This is a genomic window from Trichloromonas sp. (assembly GCF_041583255.1).
Classification (GTDB): Bacteria; Desulfobacterota; Desulfuromonadia; order Desulfuromonadales; family Trichloromonadaceae; genus Trichloromonas.
The window spans coordinates 1-16,509 of record NZ_JBFHGD010000054.1; the positions used below are offsets into that span (position 1 = coordinate 1).

Below are 16,509 nucleotides of genomic sequence, written 5' to 3' on the forward strand. Positions count from 1 at the left end.
CGCCTGCAGCGCCAGGACCGCCCCCCGGGCGAACTGGGGAGCGCTGTTGCAGGCCCAGGGGAAAGGCAACTCGACCACCAGGTCGACCCCGGCGGCAAGTGCCATATCGGCCCGCACCCACTTATCGACCAGGGCCAGCTCGCCGCGCTGCAGGAAATGCCCGCTCATCACCGCCACCGCCACCTCGGCACCGGTCTCCCGCAGGCTTTCGCGCAGGTGGTGCAGATGGCCGTTGTGAAACGGGTTGTATTCGGTGATCAAACCGACCGTGCGCATAGTTCCCCTGCAAAAAATAAAAATCGGCCTCTCGCCCGCTCCTTGCAGTCGCTAGAGCACACAGAGATCGCAGAGAGAGACAAACCAAATCATTATTAAGCTTTTCTCTGTGCCCTCTGCGAACTCGAGAGAGCGAAGCGAACGGGCGAGAGGCCGTCTTTGCCTTTAAAGAAGTACCGGTATCCGCTCGCCGACGCGGTTTTCTTCGGGAGTAACGACGCTCTTGTAGGCCAGCGCCTCGACCCCGGCGGCGGTGACTTCGCGCAGCAGACGGCCGTAGTCGGGATCGATGGCGTCGGCGGGAGTGAAGGCGGCGGCCTCGGCGCGCTGGACCAGGAAGAAGATCACCGCCCGAAAGCCCTCCTCTTTCGCCCGCAGCAGTTCCCGCAGGTGCTTCTGGCCGCGGCTGGTGACGGCATCGGGAAAGCAGGCGACCTTTGGCTGGCAGCAGAGGGTGACGTTCTTGACCTCGACCAGCACCCGTTCGCTCTCGTTTTCCAGCAGAAAGTCGATGCGGCTGTCGTGATAGCGAAATTCGGGGGTCACGCCAAATCCGGCGAGTTCGGCAATCCAGCCCTGGCGCAGCCCCTCTTCGACCACCCGGTTGGTGCGGTGGGTATGGGTATCGACCCAATGGCTGTTAACTTCGATCAGTTCAAGGGTAAAACGCAGCTTGCGCGACGGGTTGTCGGCCGGGCTGATCAGCACCCGGTGGCCGGACACGGCACACTGCAGCATGCTGCCGGTATTGGGGGTGTGCGCGGTAACCACGCTGCCGTCAGCCAGCTCGATGTCGGCGAAAAAACGCTTGTACCGCCGCAGCAGGCGCCCTTCGATAAGGGGACTTGGCAGCCTCACCCGGCGATCTCCGCCATCTCCCGTTCGGACAGGCCCAGCAGGTAGAGGATCGAATCGAGGTTCTGCTGGTTGATGTGAAAATCGGCCTGCTCGCGAACCCGCGCCTTGGCGTTAAAGGCAATCCCCAGCCCGGCTCGCCCAAGCATCGGCAAGTCGTTGGCGCCGTCGCCGATGGCGATGACCTGGTCGAGGGTGACCCCTTCTTTTTCGGCGATCTCCTCGAGCAGACAGGCCTTGCGGGCGCCATCGACAATCGGCCCGACCACCCCGCCGGTGACCACCCCGTCGACGATCTCGAGCTGGTTGGCGTAGGCATAGTCGAGGCCGAGGTCGTCCTTGAGCCGGTCGGTGAAGAATTTGAAGCCGCCGGAGATCACCGCGGTCTTGTAACCGAGTCGCTTGAGGATGGTCACCAGGTTGCGGGCGCCGGGGGTCAGCGGGATGTTGCGATAAACCTGCTCGAGGGCGTCGGCCCGCAGTCCCTTGAGCAGGGCCACCCGCTCGCGCAGCGATCCCTGAAAATCGAGCTCGCCGTTCATGGCCCGCTCGGTGATCGCGGCCACCTGCTCGCCGACCCCGGCGACCCGGGCCAGTTCGTCGATAACCTCGACCTGGATCAGGGTCGAGTCCATGTCCATCACCACCAGCCGTTTGGCCCGGCGATAGAGACTTTCCTTTTGCACCGCGATGTCGACGCCGAGGCTGGCTCCGGCGTGCAGCAGCGTGCGGGTCATCGACTTCACATCGAGGTCGGGTGGAGTCGTAATCAGAAATTCGACACACCGTAACTGCCCCTGGGTGAGCTTGGAGATCCGCTCGATGTTGACCGCGTTATCGGCCAGGATGCCTGAGACCCGCGCCAGGGCGGCAGCGTTCACCTCGCCGCCGAGGATGGTCACCACGTAGGCGTGGCGAGTGGTCTTGCGCCGGTACTCGGCCTCACCGATGACCTGGAAGTCGAGATCGAGTCCCAGCTCCTTGGATAAAAAGAGCAGCTCCTTGATCAGCGGTTTCTGGTCGCTCTCGCCGGTGGGGAAATCGATCAGCACCGACAGCGACAGCAGGGTGTGGGTGACGGTCTGCTCGATGTCGCGGATGCGGGCGCCGGCGGCGGCAATCTGTCCGGTGACGGCCGCGATGATGCCGGTGCGGTCCGGTCCGATCAGGGTAAGGAGAATCATTTTATGGTCCATGGCCGAGCCTTTCAGGTGATTAAAGTCCCGGCATTTTACTCGCAACGGAGCAGCCCTGCAACCCTGGCGGCTGATTCTGGCACCGCTACAGGAAAAATTTCTTGCAGGGAGACAGTCAGCGTGCTAACACAGCCGAAGTTGAACACCAATCACCATCCAGGAGACTTTCATGAGCTACCAAGCCCCCGAGCAGTTCGCCGGTGTCACCGTTGACTGCAAAGCCAACCTCTACTTCAACGGCAAGGTGGTCAGCCATGCCCTGACCCAGGCCGACGGCAGCCGCAAGACCCTCGGCCTGATCTATCCCGGCAGCTTCAAGTTCAACACCGGCGCCCCCGAGAAGATGGAAATCATCGCCGGTTCCTGCCGGGTGCGCATCGCCGGTGCGGGCGACTGGATCGGTTTTTCCGCCGGCACCTGGTTCGACGTGCCGGGCAACTCGTTTTTCGAGATCGAAGTCGCCGAAGGTATCGCCGAGTACGTCTGCTCGTTCTGCTGAATAGCAAACCAAACGCATTGCCCATAGCGTCTCAGGGACACAGAGTTTATTAACAACAAAGAAAGTATTTTTTTCGATCAAGCAATAAACCCTGTTTTTTCTCTGTGCCTCCGTATCTCTGTGGCAAAAAGTGAAAGGTCCGCCATGCTGCACGTCGGCCGCCGCAACACCCTGAAAATCTCTGAAATCGATCATGACGGCGCCCACTTCCAGACGCCGCAGGGGGACGTCCTGCTGCCGTCCCGGGAACTTTCCGCCGGCAGCAAAGTCGGCGACCGACTGGAGGTCTTCGTCTACCATGGCAGCGCCGGCAAGCTCAGCGCGACCCTGCGCACCCCGCTGGCCCAGGTCGGCGAATTCGCCCTGCTCAAGGTGGCCCAGCTCAGCACGGTGGGGGCGTTTCTCGACTGGGGCCTGGACAAGGATTTGCTGGTCCCCTTTTCCGAGCAGACCGAGCGCATGCAGCTCGGCCGCAAATACCTGGTCAAGCTCTGCCTCGACAATATGGGGCGGATCGTCGGCACCGCCCGCATCGACCAGTGCCTGGAACCGGGGGCGGGCGATCTCAAAAATGGCGACCAGGTCAACCTGATGATCTGGGCCTTCACCGATCTCGGCGTCAAGGTGATCATCAACGACCTCTACAGCGGCCTGATCTACCGGGACGAACTGCGCAGCGGCCAGCAGCGCGGCAGCCGCCTGGTCGGCTTCATCAAGCATGTGCGTGAAGACGGCAAAATCGACGTCACCCTGCGCCGGGTCGGCGCCGAGGGCGTGGAGGAAGCGAAGCAGGCGATCCTGGCGGCACTGGCCAAAACCGGCGAACTTCATCTGAACGACCAGAGCTCCCCCGAAGCCATTCGTGAAGCGCTGGCGATGAGCAAAAAATCGTTCAAGAAAGCGGTGGGGGGACTGTACAAGGACAAGCGGATCGAACTGACCGAAGCGGGCATCCGGCTCAGAGACAAATAAAGACTGGCATTCGCAGAGACCGAAAACGGCAACGGCCGGGGCAATATGCCCCGGCCGTTGCCGTTTTCAATCCGAGAGGGTCTAATTCGTTTCCATCCGGAATCTATGGATGGAACGAGTGCAGTTTTCATTGGGAAAAGAGCCGTTTCCGGATGAAAACTAATTCACGTGACACTCCTCGCACTCCGTCGGGCCGCTCTTATACTTGTGGCAGCCGATGCAGAGCAGGTGAAGGGCATCCTGAATATGCGGAGCTTCGGGATCGTATCCGTGGCAATCGGCACAGTTGCCTTCGTTCACCCCGGTATGATGACAGAGCGCACATTCGGCGCCCCGCTCATGATGGGCCAGGTGATCGAAGCTTACCGAGCCGAGCTTGCCCTTGCCCGGGAAAGTCACGATGTTCGGGCCTTCATCGACAACAGCCTGGGCACAGACTGCCATCAGAAAAAGAGCCAGGACAGCCAGAATGATTCGTTTCATGCAACCCCCGCCGAAAACATTAAAAACGCCAAAAATTACGCTTATCCGACACTTTAGCAATTTCTCTCCAGCGCGTCAACAGCTCTGCTGGCACGCCGGTCGCTCACCGTTCGGAGCGGCGTAACTCCTTGCAATGATTTATCAGCCCACGGGTCGAAGAATCATGGCCCGAGACCGCGCCAGCGCCTTCCAGTTCGGGCAGGATCGCTTTCGCCAGCTGCTTGCCGAGTTCCACCCCCCACTGGTCGAAGGAGTTGACGTTCCAGATCACCCCCTGCACGAAGATCTTGTGCTCGTAAAGGGCGATCAGCGCGCCGAGGGTGCGCGGGGTCAGGCTGCGGTACACGATCGAGTTGGTCGGCCGGTTGCCGGGAAAGATTTTGTGCGGCAGCAGCTTTGCCACCTCCGCCGCCGACAGTCCGGCCTGCTCCAGTTCAACCCGGGCCTCGGACTCGGATTTCCCTTTCATCAGCGCTTCGGTCTGAGCGAAGAAGTTGGACAACAGGATAGGATGATGCTGGCCGAGGGGGTTGTGGCTGCAGGCCCCGGCGATAAAATCGCAGGGGACCAGCCGGGTCCCCTGGTGAATCAGCTGATAAAAGGCGTGCTGGCCGTTGGTCCCCGGCTCACCCCAGATGATCGGCCCGGTAGCGTAGTCGACCAGCTCGCCCGTCAGGGTCACCCGCTTGCCGTTACTCTCCATGTCCCCCTGCTGCAGGTAGGCCGGGAAGCGTGACAGGTACTGCTCGTAAGGAAGGACCGCGTGGGATTCGGCCCCGAAGAAATTGCCGTACCAGACCCCCAGCAGGGCCATGAGGACCGGGATGTTTTCGCCCAGGGACTCCGTGCGGAAATGCTCGTCGACAGCGAAGGCTCCGTCGAGCAGTTCTTCAAAGCGGTCCATGCCGACCGCCAGGGCGATGGAGAGGCCGATGGCCGACCAGAGAGAGTAGCGACCGCCGACCCAATCCCAGAACTCGAACATGTTGTCCGGGTCGATGCCGAAGGCCTGCACCGACTCGGCATTGGTCGACAGGGCGACGAAATGCCGGGCCACCGCCGCCTCGCTGCCAAGGGCCTCAACCAGCCAGTTGCGGGCCGACCAGGCGTTGGTCAAAGTCTCCTGGGTGGTGAAGGTTTTCGAGGCGACGATGAAGAGGGTGGTGGCCGGATCAAGCCGCTTGAGTGTTTCGACCAGGTGGGTGGCGTCGACGTTGGAGACGAAATGAACCGCCAGACCCTCCTTGCCATAATGCTTGAGCGCCTCGCAGACCATCAGCGGCCCGAGGTCCGAACCGCCGATGCCGATGTTGACCACGTCGGTGATGGCCTTCCCGGTAAAGCCACGCCAGCGGCCGCAACGAACCGCCTCGCTGAAGGCGCGCATCTTGGCCAGAACCGCCAGCACCCCCGGCATGACATCGACGCCGTCGACAAAGATCGGCTGGCCGCCGCGATTGCGCAGGGCCACATGCAGCACCGCCCGGCCTTCGGTCTGATTGATCCGCGCACCGCCGAACATCGCCTCGATGCGGGCACCGAGACCGGCCTGCTGGGCCAGGTCGAGAAGCAGCGGCAGGGTCTCGGCAGTGATCCGGTTCTTGGAATAATCAAAGAGAAAATCGTCCCAGCGCAGGGAGAATTTCGCAAACCGGTCGGGCTCGCGATCAAACATCTCCCGCATAGGCAGGTCGGCAATTTCCCGATAATGGTTCTGCAGGGCTTCCCAGGCGGGCAGGTCGGTCGGTCTGGCCATCGTTCTCCCTCATGAGTCAGAGAAGTTTGCATGAATAAAGAACTTATAAAGGTTCTTCAAAACTGCCAGAGCCTATCGCCGAAGGCAAGGCTAAAATGCCGGGATCAATCGCAATCTTCCCGCCACAGGCACTCGTACTGCCCGCAACGGTCGGCCTGCCCGGTAACGAAACACTGGTTATTCCCCTCCGCCTGCTGTATGGCCCGAACCAGTTCCGCCTTCTTCATACGCCCGGACTTGACGCCGCGCACCCTGGCAACGGCCTTGATCTCTTCCATCTTCATAAATAACCTCCCGTAAAATTGGCTAAATAAAATTATCACGACCCAATGTTTTTGCAAACCCAAAACACCACCCGCCTTCATTTTGAAAATAAATATCATTTTCCTGTTGACGGCGAAACGGGAATACATTAAATTGAAAACCGTTTTCAAGTTCAGCCAACCAAGGAGGACAAAATGTGCCTGAGTGAACTTCGCCGCGGCCAGGCCGCAACCGTCGCCCTCATCCCCGATGAAACCCTGCGCGCTCAACTGCTGCGCTTCGGAATCGCCACCGGCAGCCGCGTGCTATGCCACGCCAAGCTCCCCTTCGGCCCCGTCGTCCTGCGCTTCGGCGGCCAGGAAATCGCCCTCGGCCGCCAGCTCGCCGAACAGATCAAGGTTCAGGGCTGATCGTTTCTGCAGCCCCCACGACAACACCAGGAGTTTTACCCATGAATCATTCGAGCTGCGCCCCTGTGCTGCAGGAGGTCGAAGACAAGAAAAAGATCGTACTGGTCGGCAACCCCAACGTCGGCAAGTCGATTTTTTTTGGATCCTGGAGCGGGATCTATGTCGACGTCTCCAACTTTCCCGGCACCACGGTGGAGATCACCCGCGGCAGGGTCGGCGATAACGCCCTGTTCGACACCCCCGGCGTCTACGGAGTCTCATCCTTCAACGATGAGGAACGGGTGGCGCGTGACGTAATCTTGTCGGCAGACGTGGTGGTCAACGTGGTTGACGCCACCCACCTGGAGCGGGACCTCTTTTTGACCCTGCAGGTGGTGGACATGGGCATCCCGATGGTGGTGGCCCTCAATTTCTGCGACGAGGCCGAAACCCTGGGCGTCAAAGTCGACGTCCGCGCCCTGGAGGAAGCCCTCGGTGTGCCGGTCATCCCCACCTCTGCGGTCAACAACAAGGGGATTCACGAAGTCTGCGCCGCATTGCCCCAGGCCCGCCCCGGCAAGGCTCATCCCGAGGTGGAAAAAGAAGTTCTCAAGCTGCTCGACCGCATCGACTCGCGCCCCGAGGCACTGCTGGTGCTTGAAGGAGACTGGACCGTGGCCAAGCGGCACGGCGTCGAACCGCTGGGCGAGCGGGAACGGATCTACCTGCTGCGGCGCCAGCAAGCCAACGCGATTGTCGAGCAGACGGTGACCCGACCGGAAAAAACCGCCCGCTTCCGCGATCTGCTGGGGCGGCTCTGCCTCGACCCGCTGACCGGAGTGCCGATCCTGCTGGCGGTGCTCTGGGGATGCTATGAACTGATCGGAGTCTGGGTCGCCGGCGACATCGTCGGCCTGACCGAGGAGACGATCATGCAGGGGCTCTGGGAGCCCTGGATCCGCGGCCTGGTCGGTGGCCACATCGCCGAAAGCTCGGTGCTCGGCCAGATCCTGATCGGCGAATTCGGCGTGCTGACCATGACCGTCACCTATCTGCTCGGCCTGCTGCTGCCGCTGGTGCTCGGTTTCTACGTCGCCCTGTCGATCCTCGAAGACTCCGGCTACCTGCCGCGCCTGGCGACCCTGGTCGACCGCATGATGACGACCATCGGCCTCAACGGCCGGGCGGTCATCCCGGTGATCCTCGGCTTCGGCTGCGTCCAGCTCGGCACCATCACCACCCGCATTCTCGGCAGCAACCGGGAACGGACCATCGCCACCGCGATCCTCAACTTCGTCATTCCCTGCAGCGCCCAGCTCGGGGTGATTTTCGGCATGCTCGCCGCGGTAGGGATCAAGCTGGCGCTGGCCTACGCGGCGGTGATCTTCGCCTGCCTGGCGATCCTCGGCACCATCCTCAACCGGATGATTCCCGGCCAGAGCTCGGCTTTGCTCATCGACCTGCCGCCGATGCGCCTGCCGCGGATCGGCAACGTGCTGCGCAAAACCGGTGTGCGCACCTATTTCTTCATGAAGGAAGCCTACGTCTGGTTCATCGCCGGCGCCCTCGGGGTATCGCTGCTGCAGGTTTCCGGCGGCCTCGACGGCTGGCAGCGGCTGGTGGCGCCGCTGACCCGCGGCTGGCTGCATCTGCCGGAAGAAGCGTCCACCGCCTTCGTCATGGGGATGGTGCGCCGCGACTTCGGCGCCGCCGGACTCACCGAACTGGCCCTCAATCCCTGGCAGGTGGTGGTCGCCCTGGTGGTGATCACGCTGTTCGTCCCCTGCATCGCCAGCCTGATGATCCTGTTCAAGGAACGCGGTACCCGCGAGGCCCTCACCGTGTGGGCCGGCGCCTGGGTGCTGGCCTTCAGCGTCGGCGGCATCCTCGCCCAGTTCGTACTGTAATCAGCAAGGAGACACCGCATGTTCAAGCAGAAAAAAGCTCACCATGGCCCGCTGAAAAACTGTCCCGATTGCGGCTGCGACCTCACCGGAGCCCACTGGAGCAACTGCCCCCGCTGTCAGCGCGAGATCGATTCCGGCTCAGGCTGCCGCGGCTGCGGCGCCTGCAAGTGCGACTGATCAAGCATCGCCCCTATTCTAGATAACAACCGACGGAGTACCTGACCCATGCATTACCTGATTGCCCTCATATCCTTGTTCATCCCCGGCCTGGCCCTGGCGGCGGATGCCGATGAAATGGTTGCCCTGAAAAAGCGGGTTGAAATTCTGGAGCAAAGGAATGCCGAGCTGTACCACGACCTGGCCGAAAAGAAAGACGCCGGCCGCAGCACCTGGATCAGCGACCATCTGAGCATCTCCGGCCTGCTCGAAGTCGAAGCCGCGACCGAGCGGCAGCGTTTCAAAAACGGCAACACCGACTCGACCAGCGACCTGATCCTGGCCACCGCCCAGCTGGGACTGGGAATCGCAGTGAACGAGTCTATCGGCGGTGACCTGATTCTGCTCTTCGAAGAAGATGAAGAAGGCGACGACCGGGTCGTCGTCGACGAAGCCGCTGTCAACCTCGGCTCAGGGGCCTGGAGCGGACGCATCGGGCGGCAATACCTGCCCTTCGGCCATTTCCACAGCCACTTCATCAACGACCCGCTGACCCTGGAGCTGGGGGAAACCCGCGAGACCGCCCTGCTGGCCGGCTACGACGGCGGCAGCTGGAGCCTTTCGGCCTTTGCCTTTAACGGCCAGGCCGACCGGGACGGCGGCGAAAACCACCTCGACGATTTCGGGCTCAGCCTGAGCCTGACCCCGCATGAAAATATGGAATTCGGCGTCAGCTATCTCTCCGACCTGGCCGACAGCGATGCTCAGCTGGCCGATGACTACCGGAAACGTGTCGGCGGCTGGAGCGCTTACGCCGAGGGGGTCACCGGCCCCTTGAAGCTCTCGGGAGAAATCCTCGGGGCCGATCGCCGCTTTGCCGCCGCCGACCTCGATGCCGACGGCAACGGGAAAGGGGACCGCCCCCTGGCCTGGAATTTGGAAGCGGCCACCGACCTGAGCGAAACCGTTGAAATCGCGCTGCGCCTGGAAGGAAGCCGCGAGTTGGCAGAAACGCCCGAAACCCAGTACGGCGCCGCCATCTCCTGGAGCCCGTACCCGCATGTCAGCCTGTCGCTCGAATACCTGCGGGGCGAATACGACCGCCGCTTCGCCGCCCTCGACGCTGCCGACAGCCCGATGCAGACCCGTGACCTGGTCAGCTCCCAGCTGGCAATCGAATTCTGAGATAGCCTCCCCGAGACACAAAACAGCCTGGGCCCCGCCTTCAGTCGGGGCCCAGGATTGGCGACGTCCTCCGGTTCAACTCAACCGGGCCGACAGAGTAGGTGTCTGCCGGTTCACCGCTTTAATTGTCCGGATTTCCTGTTAGATTTGAAGAGGACGCGTTTTCGTTGCCGCCAAGTCTTCCACGGAGTCAGGACCGCCATGCAGATCCACCTCCCCTTCTCCATCCTGCCTCAACCCAACGATACGACCTGCGGGCCGACCTGCCTGCATTCGGTGTACAACTACTACGGCGACCACATGCCGCTGCCGCGGCTGATCGATGAAGTGACCATGCTGGAGGCGGGGGGAACCCTGGCGGTGCTGCTGGCCTGTCACGCCCTGCAGCGGGGCTACCGGGCCCGCATCTACACCTACAAGCTGCAGCTCTTCGACCCATCCTGGCTGCTGCCTGGCGGGCCGGATATCGGTCAGCGGCTGCGGGCGCAGATGGCGGCCAAAAACGACCCCAAGCTGCATGTTGCCAGCGAAGCCTACCTGAGATTCCTCGAACTCGGCGGCGAACTCAAGTTCGAGGATCTCACCCACAGCCTGATGCGCCGCTACCTCAAACAAGAAGTCCCGGTGATCACCGGCCTGAGCGCGACCTACCTCTACCGCACCCCGCGTGAATTTGGCCCCAAATGCGACTACGACGACGTGCGCGGCGAGCCGTCGGGGCATTTCGTGGTGCTGTGCGGCTACGACAAGGAATCGCGCAGCATCCGGGTAGCCGACCCGCTGCTGCCCAACCCGGTGGCGGCCAGCCAGATCTACGAAGTCGGCATCGACCGGGTGCTCTGCTCCATCCTGCTGGGGGTGCTCACCTACGACGCCAACCTGCTGGTCATTCAACCAGGAAAAAAACATGACGACTCCGGAAAAAAGCATCCTGGCCATTGTCGATGACCCGGCCGCCTGGCCTCTGAATATCGAGGGAGTCGAGCTGGTCGCGGCCCGCACCTATCTCGCCGAACCCCGGTTTATGGCCATGCGCGGCGCCAAGGTCTTCAACCTCTGCAAGTCCTACCGCTACCAGAGCCTGGGCTACTACGTTTCGCTGCTGGCCGCCGCCCGCGGCCACCGGCCCCTGCCGGGGGTGACGGCGATGCAGGACCTCAAATCCCACCACATCATCCGCCATGTCTCCGACGATCTGGACCGCCTGATGCAGCGCAGCCTGCGGCCGATCCGCTCGCGGGAATTCATCTTGAGCATCTATTTCGGCCACAACCTGGCCAAGCGCTACGACACGCTGAGCCAGCACCTGTTTCGCATGTTTCAGGCCCCGTTTTTGCGAGCCCAGTTCGTGCACAGCGAGAAAAACGGCAAATGGCAGCTGCAGAACATCTCGCCGCTGGCGGGCAGCGACATCCCGGCAGACCACCGGGAATTCGCCGTGGCGATGGCAGAGGATTTTTTCCGCAGCCCTCGCCATCGAGGCAGCCGCAAACCGGCCGGCCGTTACGACCTGGCGATTCTGGTGGATGGGCAGGAGGCGGAACCGCCTTCCGATGCCCAGGCGCTCAGGCGTTTCGTCCGCGCCGGCGAAAAGATCGGCTTCAGCGTCGACATGATCGGTCGCGAGGATTTCGGCCGACTGGCCGAGTTCGACGCCCTCTTCATCCGCACCACCACCAACGTCAACCACCACACCTACCGCTTCGCCCGCCGGGCCGAAGCCGAAGGGCTGGTGGTGATGGACGACCCCGACTCGATCCTCAAGTGCACCAACAAGGTCTTTCTCGCCGAGCTGTTCGAACGCCACGGCATCGCCGCCCCGCGCACCCGCATCATCCATCGCGGCAACCACGAGACGGTGCTGCAGGAGCTCGGTCTTCCCTGCATCCTCAAGCAGCCGGACAGTTCCTTTTCGCAAGGGGTGGTCAAAGTCGAGACCCCGGCCGACTACCGCAAGGCGGTGCAGGCCCTGCTGCAGAAATCGGAACTGATCATCGCCCAGGAATTCATGCCGACCGATTACGACTGGCGCATCGGCATTCTCGACCGCCAGCCGCTCTTTGCCTGCAAGTACTACATGGCCAAGCAGCACTGGCAGATTCTCAAACGGGACAGCAGCGGCAGCAAAAACGACGAGGGCGATTTCGAGACCCTCCCCCTCGAAACGGTGCCCACGCAGGTCATCCGGGCCGCCGTAAAGGCCGCCAACCTGATCGGCAACAGCCTCTACGGCGTCGACCTGAAACAGCTGGGCCGCAAGGCCTACGTCATCGAGGTCAACGACAACCCGAATATCGACGGCGGCATCGAAGACCAGTTTCTCAAGGATGAACTGTATCAACGGGTCATGCAGGTGCTGATGGGGCGGGTCGACAAGAAAAAAGGGAGGGTCGGCGCATGAGTGAAGAGCCACGCCGCCTGCACCTGTTCGAGGGGTACGGCATCGAACTGGAATACATGATCGTCGACGCCGGCAGCCTGTCGGTGCTGCCGGCCGCCGATCGGGTGCTGGCGGCCCAGGCCGGGGAACTGGCCAGCGAGGTCGAGGTCGGCCCGCTGCGCTGGTCCAATGAACTGGTGCTGCATGTCATCGAGCTGAAGACCAACGGCCCGGCCGCCACCCTCAGCGATCTGGCCGAGCCGTTTCAGGCCGGGGTGAACGCCGTCAACCGCCACCTGCAAAGGTTCGGCGGCCGGCTGATGCCCTCGGCGATGCACCCGTGGATGGACCCGCACGCAGAAACCTGGCTCTGGCCCCACGAGAACAGCCCGATCTATGACAGCTACAACCGGATCTTCGGCTGCCAGGGGCACGGCTGGGCCAACCTGCAGAGCGCCCACATCAACCTGCCCTTCCAGGGGGACGACGAATTCGGCCCGCTGCACGCGGCCATCCGCCTGCTGCTGCCGATCCTGCCGGCCTTAGCGGCCAGCTCGCCGATGCTCGACGGCCGCGTAAGCGGGGTGCTCGACAGCCGCCTCGAGGTCTACCGCAACAACCAGAAACGGATCCCCGAAATAGCCGGCCAGGTCATCCCCGAGCCCGCCTTTACCCGCACCGGTTATTTCAGCGAGATTCTGCAGCCGATGTACCGGGCCATCGCCCCGCATGACCCCAGCGGCATCCTGCAGGACGAGTGGCTCAACTCGCGGGGGGCGATCGCCCGCTTCGAGCGGGACGCCATCGAAATCCGCGTGCTCGACGTGCAGGAGTGCCCGGCCGCCGACCTGGCCATCGCCACCCTGATCGCCGAAGCCCTCAAGGCGCTGACCAGCGAACGCTGGCAGGGGGTCGAGCAGCAGATGGCCTGGGCCGTCTCGCCGCTGGCCGATCTTTTTGTGGAAACCGTCCACCGGGGCGAGCAGGCGATCATCACCGATCCCGCCTACCTGGCCGTCTTCGGCTTTCCCGGCGAGCGGGCCAGCGCCGGCGACCTCTGGCAGCACCTGGCGCAGCAGCTCTTCACCGGCGAGGCGGCGCTGCCGGCGCCGCTGCGGGTCATCTTCGAGCACGGCCCCCTGTCGCGCCGCCTGCTGCGGGGACTGGGCAGCGCCCCGGACCGTGCCCGCCAGACCGAGGTCTACCGCGAGCTGTGCGACTGCCTCGCCGAAGGGAGGATGTTCCTTGGCTGACTCCATGGCTCTGCTGCTCAGCTGCGAACATGGCGGCAACCTGGTCCCCGACCCGTACCGCGCCCTGTTCGAGGGCCACACCGCCCTGCTGCAGACCCACCGCGGCTACGATATCGGCATCCTGCCCCTGGCAAGACAACTGGCCCGGGAGCTCGCCGCACCGATCGAAATCGCCGAGGTCACCCGGCTGCTGGTCGATCTCAACCGCTCGCCGACACATCCGGCTCTCTTCTCGTTCATCACCCGCGATTTGTCCCGCACCGAGAAAGAAGGCATCCTGCGCCGGCACTACCGGCCCTATCGGCAGGCCGTCGAAATGCAGGCGGCCAAACTCGTCGAGAAGGGCCGCCGGGTGGTGCACATCGCCGTCCACTCCTTTACCCCCGAGCTGCACGGCCAGCTTCGCAACGCCGACATCGGCCTGCTTTACGACCCGGCGAGGCCGCTGGAAAAAAGCTTCTGCCTGCTCTGGCAGAAAGAGCTGGCAGCCTCCGCCCCGCAACTGCGCATTCGCCGCAACTACCCCTACCGGGGGGCGGCCGACAGCCTCGGCAAGACCCTGCGGCGGCGCTTCGACGCCAGCGACTACCTGGCCATCGAACTGGAAATCAACCAGCGCATCCCCACCCGGGACGGAGCCACCTGGGAAAAGGTTAAATCGGTACTCGTCGAAAGCCTCAGGGAACGGCTTGCCCCCCCATGAATCCCGTATACCCGCTGTAAAATTTCGGCTACCCGGCCATTCTGCTCGGCACCTTCTTCGCGGGCCCGAAATCCCGCCCATTGCCTTATCTGCGCCAGACCGCTATCATGAACAAAACGGAAGGATAGCGTCATGCCCGAGCGCCGACCAGAAATCCCGAAACTGTTCATCAGCAACTTCACCGTCGATTACGAGTCGCCCTTCAAGCGCCACCTCAACCGCCTCGAGGTGGAAATCGGCCGCGAGGACTATCGTCATCTGAAACGGGTGGAACTCCTCGATGAGCACCCCACCGCAGCACAGTTCGCCGCCATGGAGGAAATCACCGGGCGGCTGCTGAAAACCACCCAGAACAACTACAACCGCGACCTGCTGCAGAAGCTCGGCATCCGCGTCTACCTCGACGCTCCCCATTATTCGGTCTACTACCGGCTGCCCGACCGGGTGCTGCGCTTCGTCGCCAGCTGGCGCGAACACACCCTGGGCCGCTTTTTCGGCAAGGTGCCGACCAGCGAAACCGGCTGGCACCGCTGCATGTCCCCGGCCGACTTCGAGGCCCGCTTCCTGCCCGACCCCGCCGGCGGCGTGCTGCTGCTGCGCCGCGCAGGAGAACGCGACCCGGCGCTGCCGCTGCTCACGGCCAGCCACGGTCCCTACGACCCGCATACCCTGGATGTGGCGCTCTTCTTTCTGCGCGCCGGCAAGGGGGACGCGGCGATGATCAACCTGGGATTTTCCGGCCGGGAACCGCTGACCGACGAGAACCTGGCGAAACTCAAGGGGTGGGGGGTACCGCTCAACCCGAGCAACATCGACGTCATTTATCCCTACGTCAACGCCAAGGGGCACCCGCTCTGCTATAAGCTGGAAGAGGGTTTCGGCCGCTACCTGAGGATTCTGGGCGGGCCGGCACCGGAGCTGGTGATCGATATCCACGGCTGCGTCGGCACCCGCAGCGACGATTACCGGCTGATCGTCGGGCTCGGCGGGCTCCCCCCCTATCCGACTCTCGCCTCGCTGGGGGAGGTGCAGGAGAACGGCGGCATCATCCACCTCCGCCCCGACCCGCGGCTGCGCCGCGGCCTGGCCATGCTGCGCGATCTCTCCGAAGAGATTTACGTGCAGTTCTGCAGCGCCCCGCACCAGGGCTACCAGTTTGCCCTGCTCGGCGGCCTGCAGATGCTCGGCCGCACCTTCGACCCGCACCAGGAGACCAAAAGCCTGCTGGCCGGCGAAGAGCGAACCTTTCTTCCCGCCGAAGACCTGCGCTGGCTCCCCGGCGCCGGCGCCAACGCCCACCAGCGCATCGAAGCGCGCAGGCTGAACCCGCAGGCCCGGTGCCTGCACGTCGAAATCCCCACCGCGGTGCGCCGCCGCATCGCCCTGAAAATGCGGGAACTGGCCATCACCGACTCGCTCGACGCCAGCGTCCTCTGATTTATCAGGCACTTACGAAGTATAATCGAAATAGTGCCAACGTCGGTTGCCGATTGATGCAAACATTGTAAAGTCTAAATACTTCCGCCACCGAAAAGACTCTTCAATGGGGAAAGTATGGCCGCTGACGAACTGGATCTGCTCGTCGCCCAGGGCCTGACCGCTATCGAGCAGGAGAACACCCTGCTGGCGATGATGCACTTTGAAAATGCCGCCCGCATCAGGCGAACCCCGACCGTCCTGTCCTGCCTCGGTTTTTGCATCGCCAAGGAGCATGGGCAGCTGCAGAAGGCTTCGTCCCTGTGCCTCGAGGCCATCCACCAGGAACCAAACGTCCCGCTGCATTATCTCAACCTGGCCCGGGTGCAGAGGCTGGCCGGGCACCGCCTCAGGGCGATCAAAATCCTGCAGATGGGCCTCAAGCAGCCGGGGAACCAGCAGATCGTCGCCGAACTGAAGCAGCTCGGCATCCGCAAACCCCCTCTATTCGTGCAACTGTCCCGCGACCATCCGCTGAATAAATTAGGCGGGAAATTTTTTGCGCGCCTGGGACTGCGCTGACCCGCCGCCCTGCTTACCCCAATCCTTCGATAACATCATCGGCATTCACATCGATACGCTGGGCCGCAGGCGCTTTCGGCAGCCCGGGCATACGCATGATGTCCCCGGTCAGCACCACCAGGAACCCGGCCCCGGAGCTGATTTCGATCCCCCTGACTGTGACATCGAAATGACGCGGCCGACCGCGCAGCGCCGGGTCGTCGGAAAGGGAACTGGGTGCCTTGGTCACGCATACCG

At 62.9% G+C, this 16,509-nt stretch carries 19 protein-coding genes; 12 read left to right on the forward strand and 7 right to left on the reverse strand.

What is annotated here, in order from left to right; genetic code table 11:
* From ABYV89_RS06295 to serB, 3 genes are all read right to left on the reverse strand, one after another.
* On the reverse strand, positions 1 to 276 hold a 276-nt coding region (locus ABYV89_RS06295), incomplete at its 3' end, for a nucleotidyltransferase family protein (protein WP_432822092.1).
* A gap of 165 nt (positions 277 to 441) precedes the next feature.
* Positions 442 to 1,134: a DNA/RNA nuclease SfsA gene (gene sfsA / locus ABYV89_RS06300; RefSeq protein ID WP_432822093.1), complete on the reverse strand. Its 693-nt coding sequence runs from the start codon at positions 1,132 to 1,134 to the stop codon at positions 442 to 444.
* Positions 1,131 to 2,327 (reverse strand): phosphoserine phosphatase SerB, encoded by a 1,197-nt coding sequence (serB, locus tag ABYV89_RS06305; protein WP_432822094.1) that lies wholly within the window; start codon positions 2,325 to 2,327, stop codon positions 1,131 to 1,133. The genes sfsA and serB overlap by 4 nt, the downstream gene beginning before the upstream one ends.
* A gap of 169 nt (positions 2,328 to 2,496) precedes the next feature.
* On the opposite strand from serB, the gene ABYV89_RS06310 reads away from it, so the two are divergent.
* Together ABYV89_RS06310 and ABYV89_RS06315 are read left to right on the forward strand one after the other, a co-directional pair.
* On the forward strand, positions 2,497 to 2,826 hold the full coding sequence (locus tag ABYV89_RS06310) for a pyrimidine/purine nucleoside phosphorylase (protein WP_432822095.1): 330 nt from the start codon (positions 2,497 to 2,499) through the stop codon (positions 2,824 to 2,826).
* A 144-nt stretch (positions 2,827 to 2,970) separates the two neighbouring features.
* On the forward strand, positions 2,971 to 3,798 hold the full coding sequence (locus tag ABYV89_RS06315) for a CvfB family protein (RefSeq protein ID WP_432822096.1): 828 nt from the start codon (positions 2,971 to 2,973) through the stop codon (positions 3,796 to 3,798).
* Between the two features lie 159 nt (positions 3,799 to 3,957).
* Here ABYV89_RS06315 and ABYV89_RS06320 read toward each other — a convergent pair whose 3' ends face one another.
* From ABYV89_RS06320 to ABYV89_RS06330, 3 genes are all read right to left on the reverse strand, one after another.
* Complete coding sequence (locus ABYV89_RS06320; protein ID WP_432822097.1) at positions 3,958 to 4,281, reverse strand: cytochrome c3 family protein; 324 nt, start codon at positions 4,279 to 4,281, stop codon at positions 3,958 to 3,960.
* A gap of 103 nt (positions 4,282 to 4,384) precedes the next feature.
* On the reverse strand, positions 4,385 to 6,037 hold the full coding sequence (pgi, locus tag ABYV89_RS06325) for a glucose-6-phosphate isomerase (protein WP_432822098.1): 1,653 nt from the start codon (positions 6,035 to 6,037) through the stop codon (positions 4,385 to 4,387).
* 104 nt (positions 6,038 to 6,141) lie between these two features.
* On the reverse strand, positions 6,142 to 6,321 hold the full coding sequence (locus tag ABYV89_RS06330; RefSeq protein ID WP_432822099.1) for an SAP domain-containing protein: 180 nt from the start codon (positions 6,319 to 6,321) through the stop codon (positions 6,142 to 6,144).
* Between the two features lie 174 nt (positions 6,322 to 6,495).
* Between ABYV89_RS06330 and ABYV89_RS06335 the strand changes: the two genes are divergently transcribed.
* From ABYV89_RS06335 to ABYV89_RS06380, 10 genes are all read left to right on the forward strand, one after another.
* Positions 6,496 to 6,711 carry a FeoA family protein gene (locus tag ABYV89_RS06335; protein WP_432822100.1) on the forward strand — a complete coding sequence of 72 codons (216 nt, stop codon included), beginning with the start codon at positions 6,496 to 6,498 and terminating at the stop codon, positions 6,709 to 6,711.
* Between the two features lie 41 nt (positions 6,712 to 6,752).
* Positions 6,753 to 8,597 (forward strand): ferrous iron transport protein B, encoded by a 1,845-nt coding sequence (feoB, locus tag ABYV89_RS06340; RefSeq protein WP_432822101.1) that lies wholly within the window; start codon positions 6,753 to 6,755, stop codon positions 8,595 to 8,597.
* A gap of 18 nt (positions 8,598 to 8,615) precedes the next feature.
* A complete protein-coding gene (locus tag ABYV89_RS06345) occupies positions 8,616 to 8,774 on the forward strand; it encodes a hypothetical protein (protein WP_432822102.1) in 159 nt (52 codons plus the stop codon).
* Positions 8,775 to 8,822: 48 nt separating this feature from the next.
* Positions 8,823 to 9,938, forward strand: a complete 1,116-nt coding sequence (locus ABYV89_RS06350; protein ID WP_432822103.1) for an LbtU family siderophore porin — start codon at positions 8,823 to 8,825, stop codon at positions 9,936 to 9,938.
* A gap of 201 nt (positions 9,939 to 10,139) precedes the next feature.
* Positions 10,140 to 10,886, forward strand: coding sequence for a hypothetical protein (locus tag ABYV89_RS06355; RefSeq protein ID WP_432822104.1), 747 nt, complete (start codon positions 10,140 to 10,142; stop codon positions 10,884 to 10,886).
* Complete coding sequence (locus ABYV89_RS06360; protein ID WP_432822105.1) at positions 10,846 to 12,339, forward strand: RimK family protein; 1,494 nt, start codon at positions 10,846 to 10,848, stop codon at positions 12,337 to 12,339. The genes ABYV89_RS06355 and ABYV89_RS06360 overlap by 41 nt, the downstream gene beginning before the upstream one ends.
* The gene (locus ABYV89_RS06365; RefSeq protein WP_432822106.1) at positions 12,336 to 13,571 is read left to right on the forward strand and encodes a carboxylate-amine ligase; all 1,236 of its coding nucleotides are present in this window, start codon (positions 12,336 to 12,338) and stop codon (positions 13,569 to 13,571) included. The genes ABYV89_RS06360 and ABYV89_RS06365 overlap by 4 nt, the downstream gene beginning before the upstream one ends.
* The gene (locus tag ABYV89_RS06370) at positions 13,564 to 14,274 is read left to right on the forward strand and encodes an N-formylglutamate amidohydrolase (RefSeq protein WP_432822107.1); all 711 of its coding nucleotides are present in this window, start codon (positions 13,564 to 13,566) and stop codon (positions 14,272 to 14,274) included. The genes ABYV89_RS06365 and ABYV89_RS06370 overlap by 8 nt, the downstream gene beginning before the upstream one ends.
* A gap of 132 nt (positions 14,275 to 14,406) precedes the next feature.
* Positions 14,407 to 15,711 carry a hypothetical protein gene (locus ABYV89_RS06375; RefSeq protein WP_432822108.1) on the forward strand — a complete coding sequence of 435 codons (1,305 nt, stop codon included), beginning with the start codon at positions 14,407 to 14,409 and terminating at the stop codon, positions 15,709 to 15,711.
* A gap of 117 nt (positions 15,712 to 15,828) precedes the next feature.
* Positions 15,829 to 16,272, forward strand: coding sequence for a tetratricopeptide repeat protein (locus ABYV89_RS06380; RefSeq protein ID WP_432822109.1), 444 nt, complete (start codon positions 15,829 to 15,831; stop codon positions 16,270 to 16,272).
* Positions 16,273 to 16,285: 13 nt separating this feature from the next.
* Here ABYV89_RS06380 and ABYV89_RS06385 read toward each other — a convergent pair.
* Positions 16,286 to 16,509, reverse strand: a 224-nt coding sequence (locus ABYV89_RS06385; protein WP_432822110.1) for a formate--tetrahydrofolate ligase, incomplete at its 5' end; no start/stop codon positions are given.

Bases quoted from the DNA above. Each gene is read 5' to 3' on its own strand.
- ABYV89_RS06355 (WP_432822104.1), top strand. From the start codon at position 10,140: ATGCAGATCCACCTCCCCTTCTCCATCCTGCCTCAACCCAACGATACG.
- ABYV89_RS06310 (WP_432822095.1), top strand. From the start codon at position 2,497: ATGAGCTACCAAGCCCCCGAGCAGTTCGCCGGTGTCACCGTTGACTGC.
- ABYV89_RS06375 (WP_432822108.1), top strand. From the start codon at position 14,407: ATGCCCGAGCGCCGACCAGAAATCCCGAAACTGTTCATCAGCAACTTC.
- ABYV89_RS06330 (WP_432822099.1), bottom strand. From the start codon at position 6,321: ATGAAGATGGAAGAGATCAAGGCCGTTGCCAGGGTGCGCGGCGTCAAG.
- ABYV89_RS06365 (WP_432822106.1), top strand. From the start codon at position 12,336: ATGAGTGAAGAGCCACGCCGCCTGCACCTGTTCGAGGGGTACGGCATC.
- ABYV89_RS06320 (WP_432822097.1), bottom strand. From the start codon at position 4,281: ATGAAACGAATCATTCTGGCTGTCCTGGCTCTTTTTCTGATGGCAGTC.
- ABYV89_RS06335 (WP_432822100.1), top strand. From the start codon at position 6,496: ATGTGCCTGAGTGAACTTCGCCGCGGCCAGGCCGCAACCGTCGCCCTC.
- ABYV89_RS06350 (WP_432822103.1), top strand. From the start codon at position 8,823: ATGCATTACCTGATTGCCCTCATATCCTTGTTCATCCCCGGCCTGGCC.
- ABYV89_RS06345 (WP_432822102.1), top strand. From the start codon at position 8,616: ATGTTCAAGCAGAAAAAAGCTCACCATGGCCCGCTGAAAAACTGTCCC.
- ABYV89_RS06380 (WP_432822109.1), top strand. From the start codon at position 15,829: ATGGCCGCTGACGAACTGGATCTGCTCGTCGCCCAGGGCCTGACCGCT.
- pgi (WP_432822098.1), bottom strand. From the start codon at position 6,037: ATGGCCAGACCGACCGACCTGCCCGCCTGGGAAGCCCTGCAGAACCAT.
- ABYV89_RS06315 (WP_432822096.1), top strand. From the start codon at position 2,971: ATGCTGCACGTCGGCCGCCGCAACACCCTGAAAATCTCTGAAATCGAT.
- serB (WP_432822094.1), bottom strand. From the start codon at position 2,327: ATGGACCATAAAATGATTCTCCTTACCCTGATCGGACCGGACCGCACC.
- ABYV89_RS06360 (WP_432822105.1), top strand. From the start codon at position 10,846: ATGACGACTCCGGAAAAAAGCATCCTGGCCATTGTCGATGACCCGGCC.
- feoB (WP_432822101.1), top strand. From the start codon at position 6,753: ATGAATCATTCGAGCTGCGCCCCTGTGCTGCAGGAGGTCGAAGACAAG.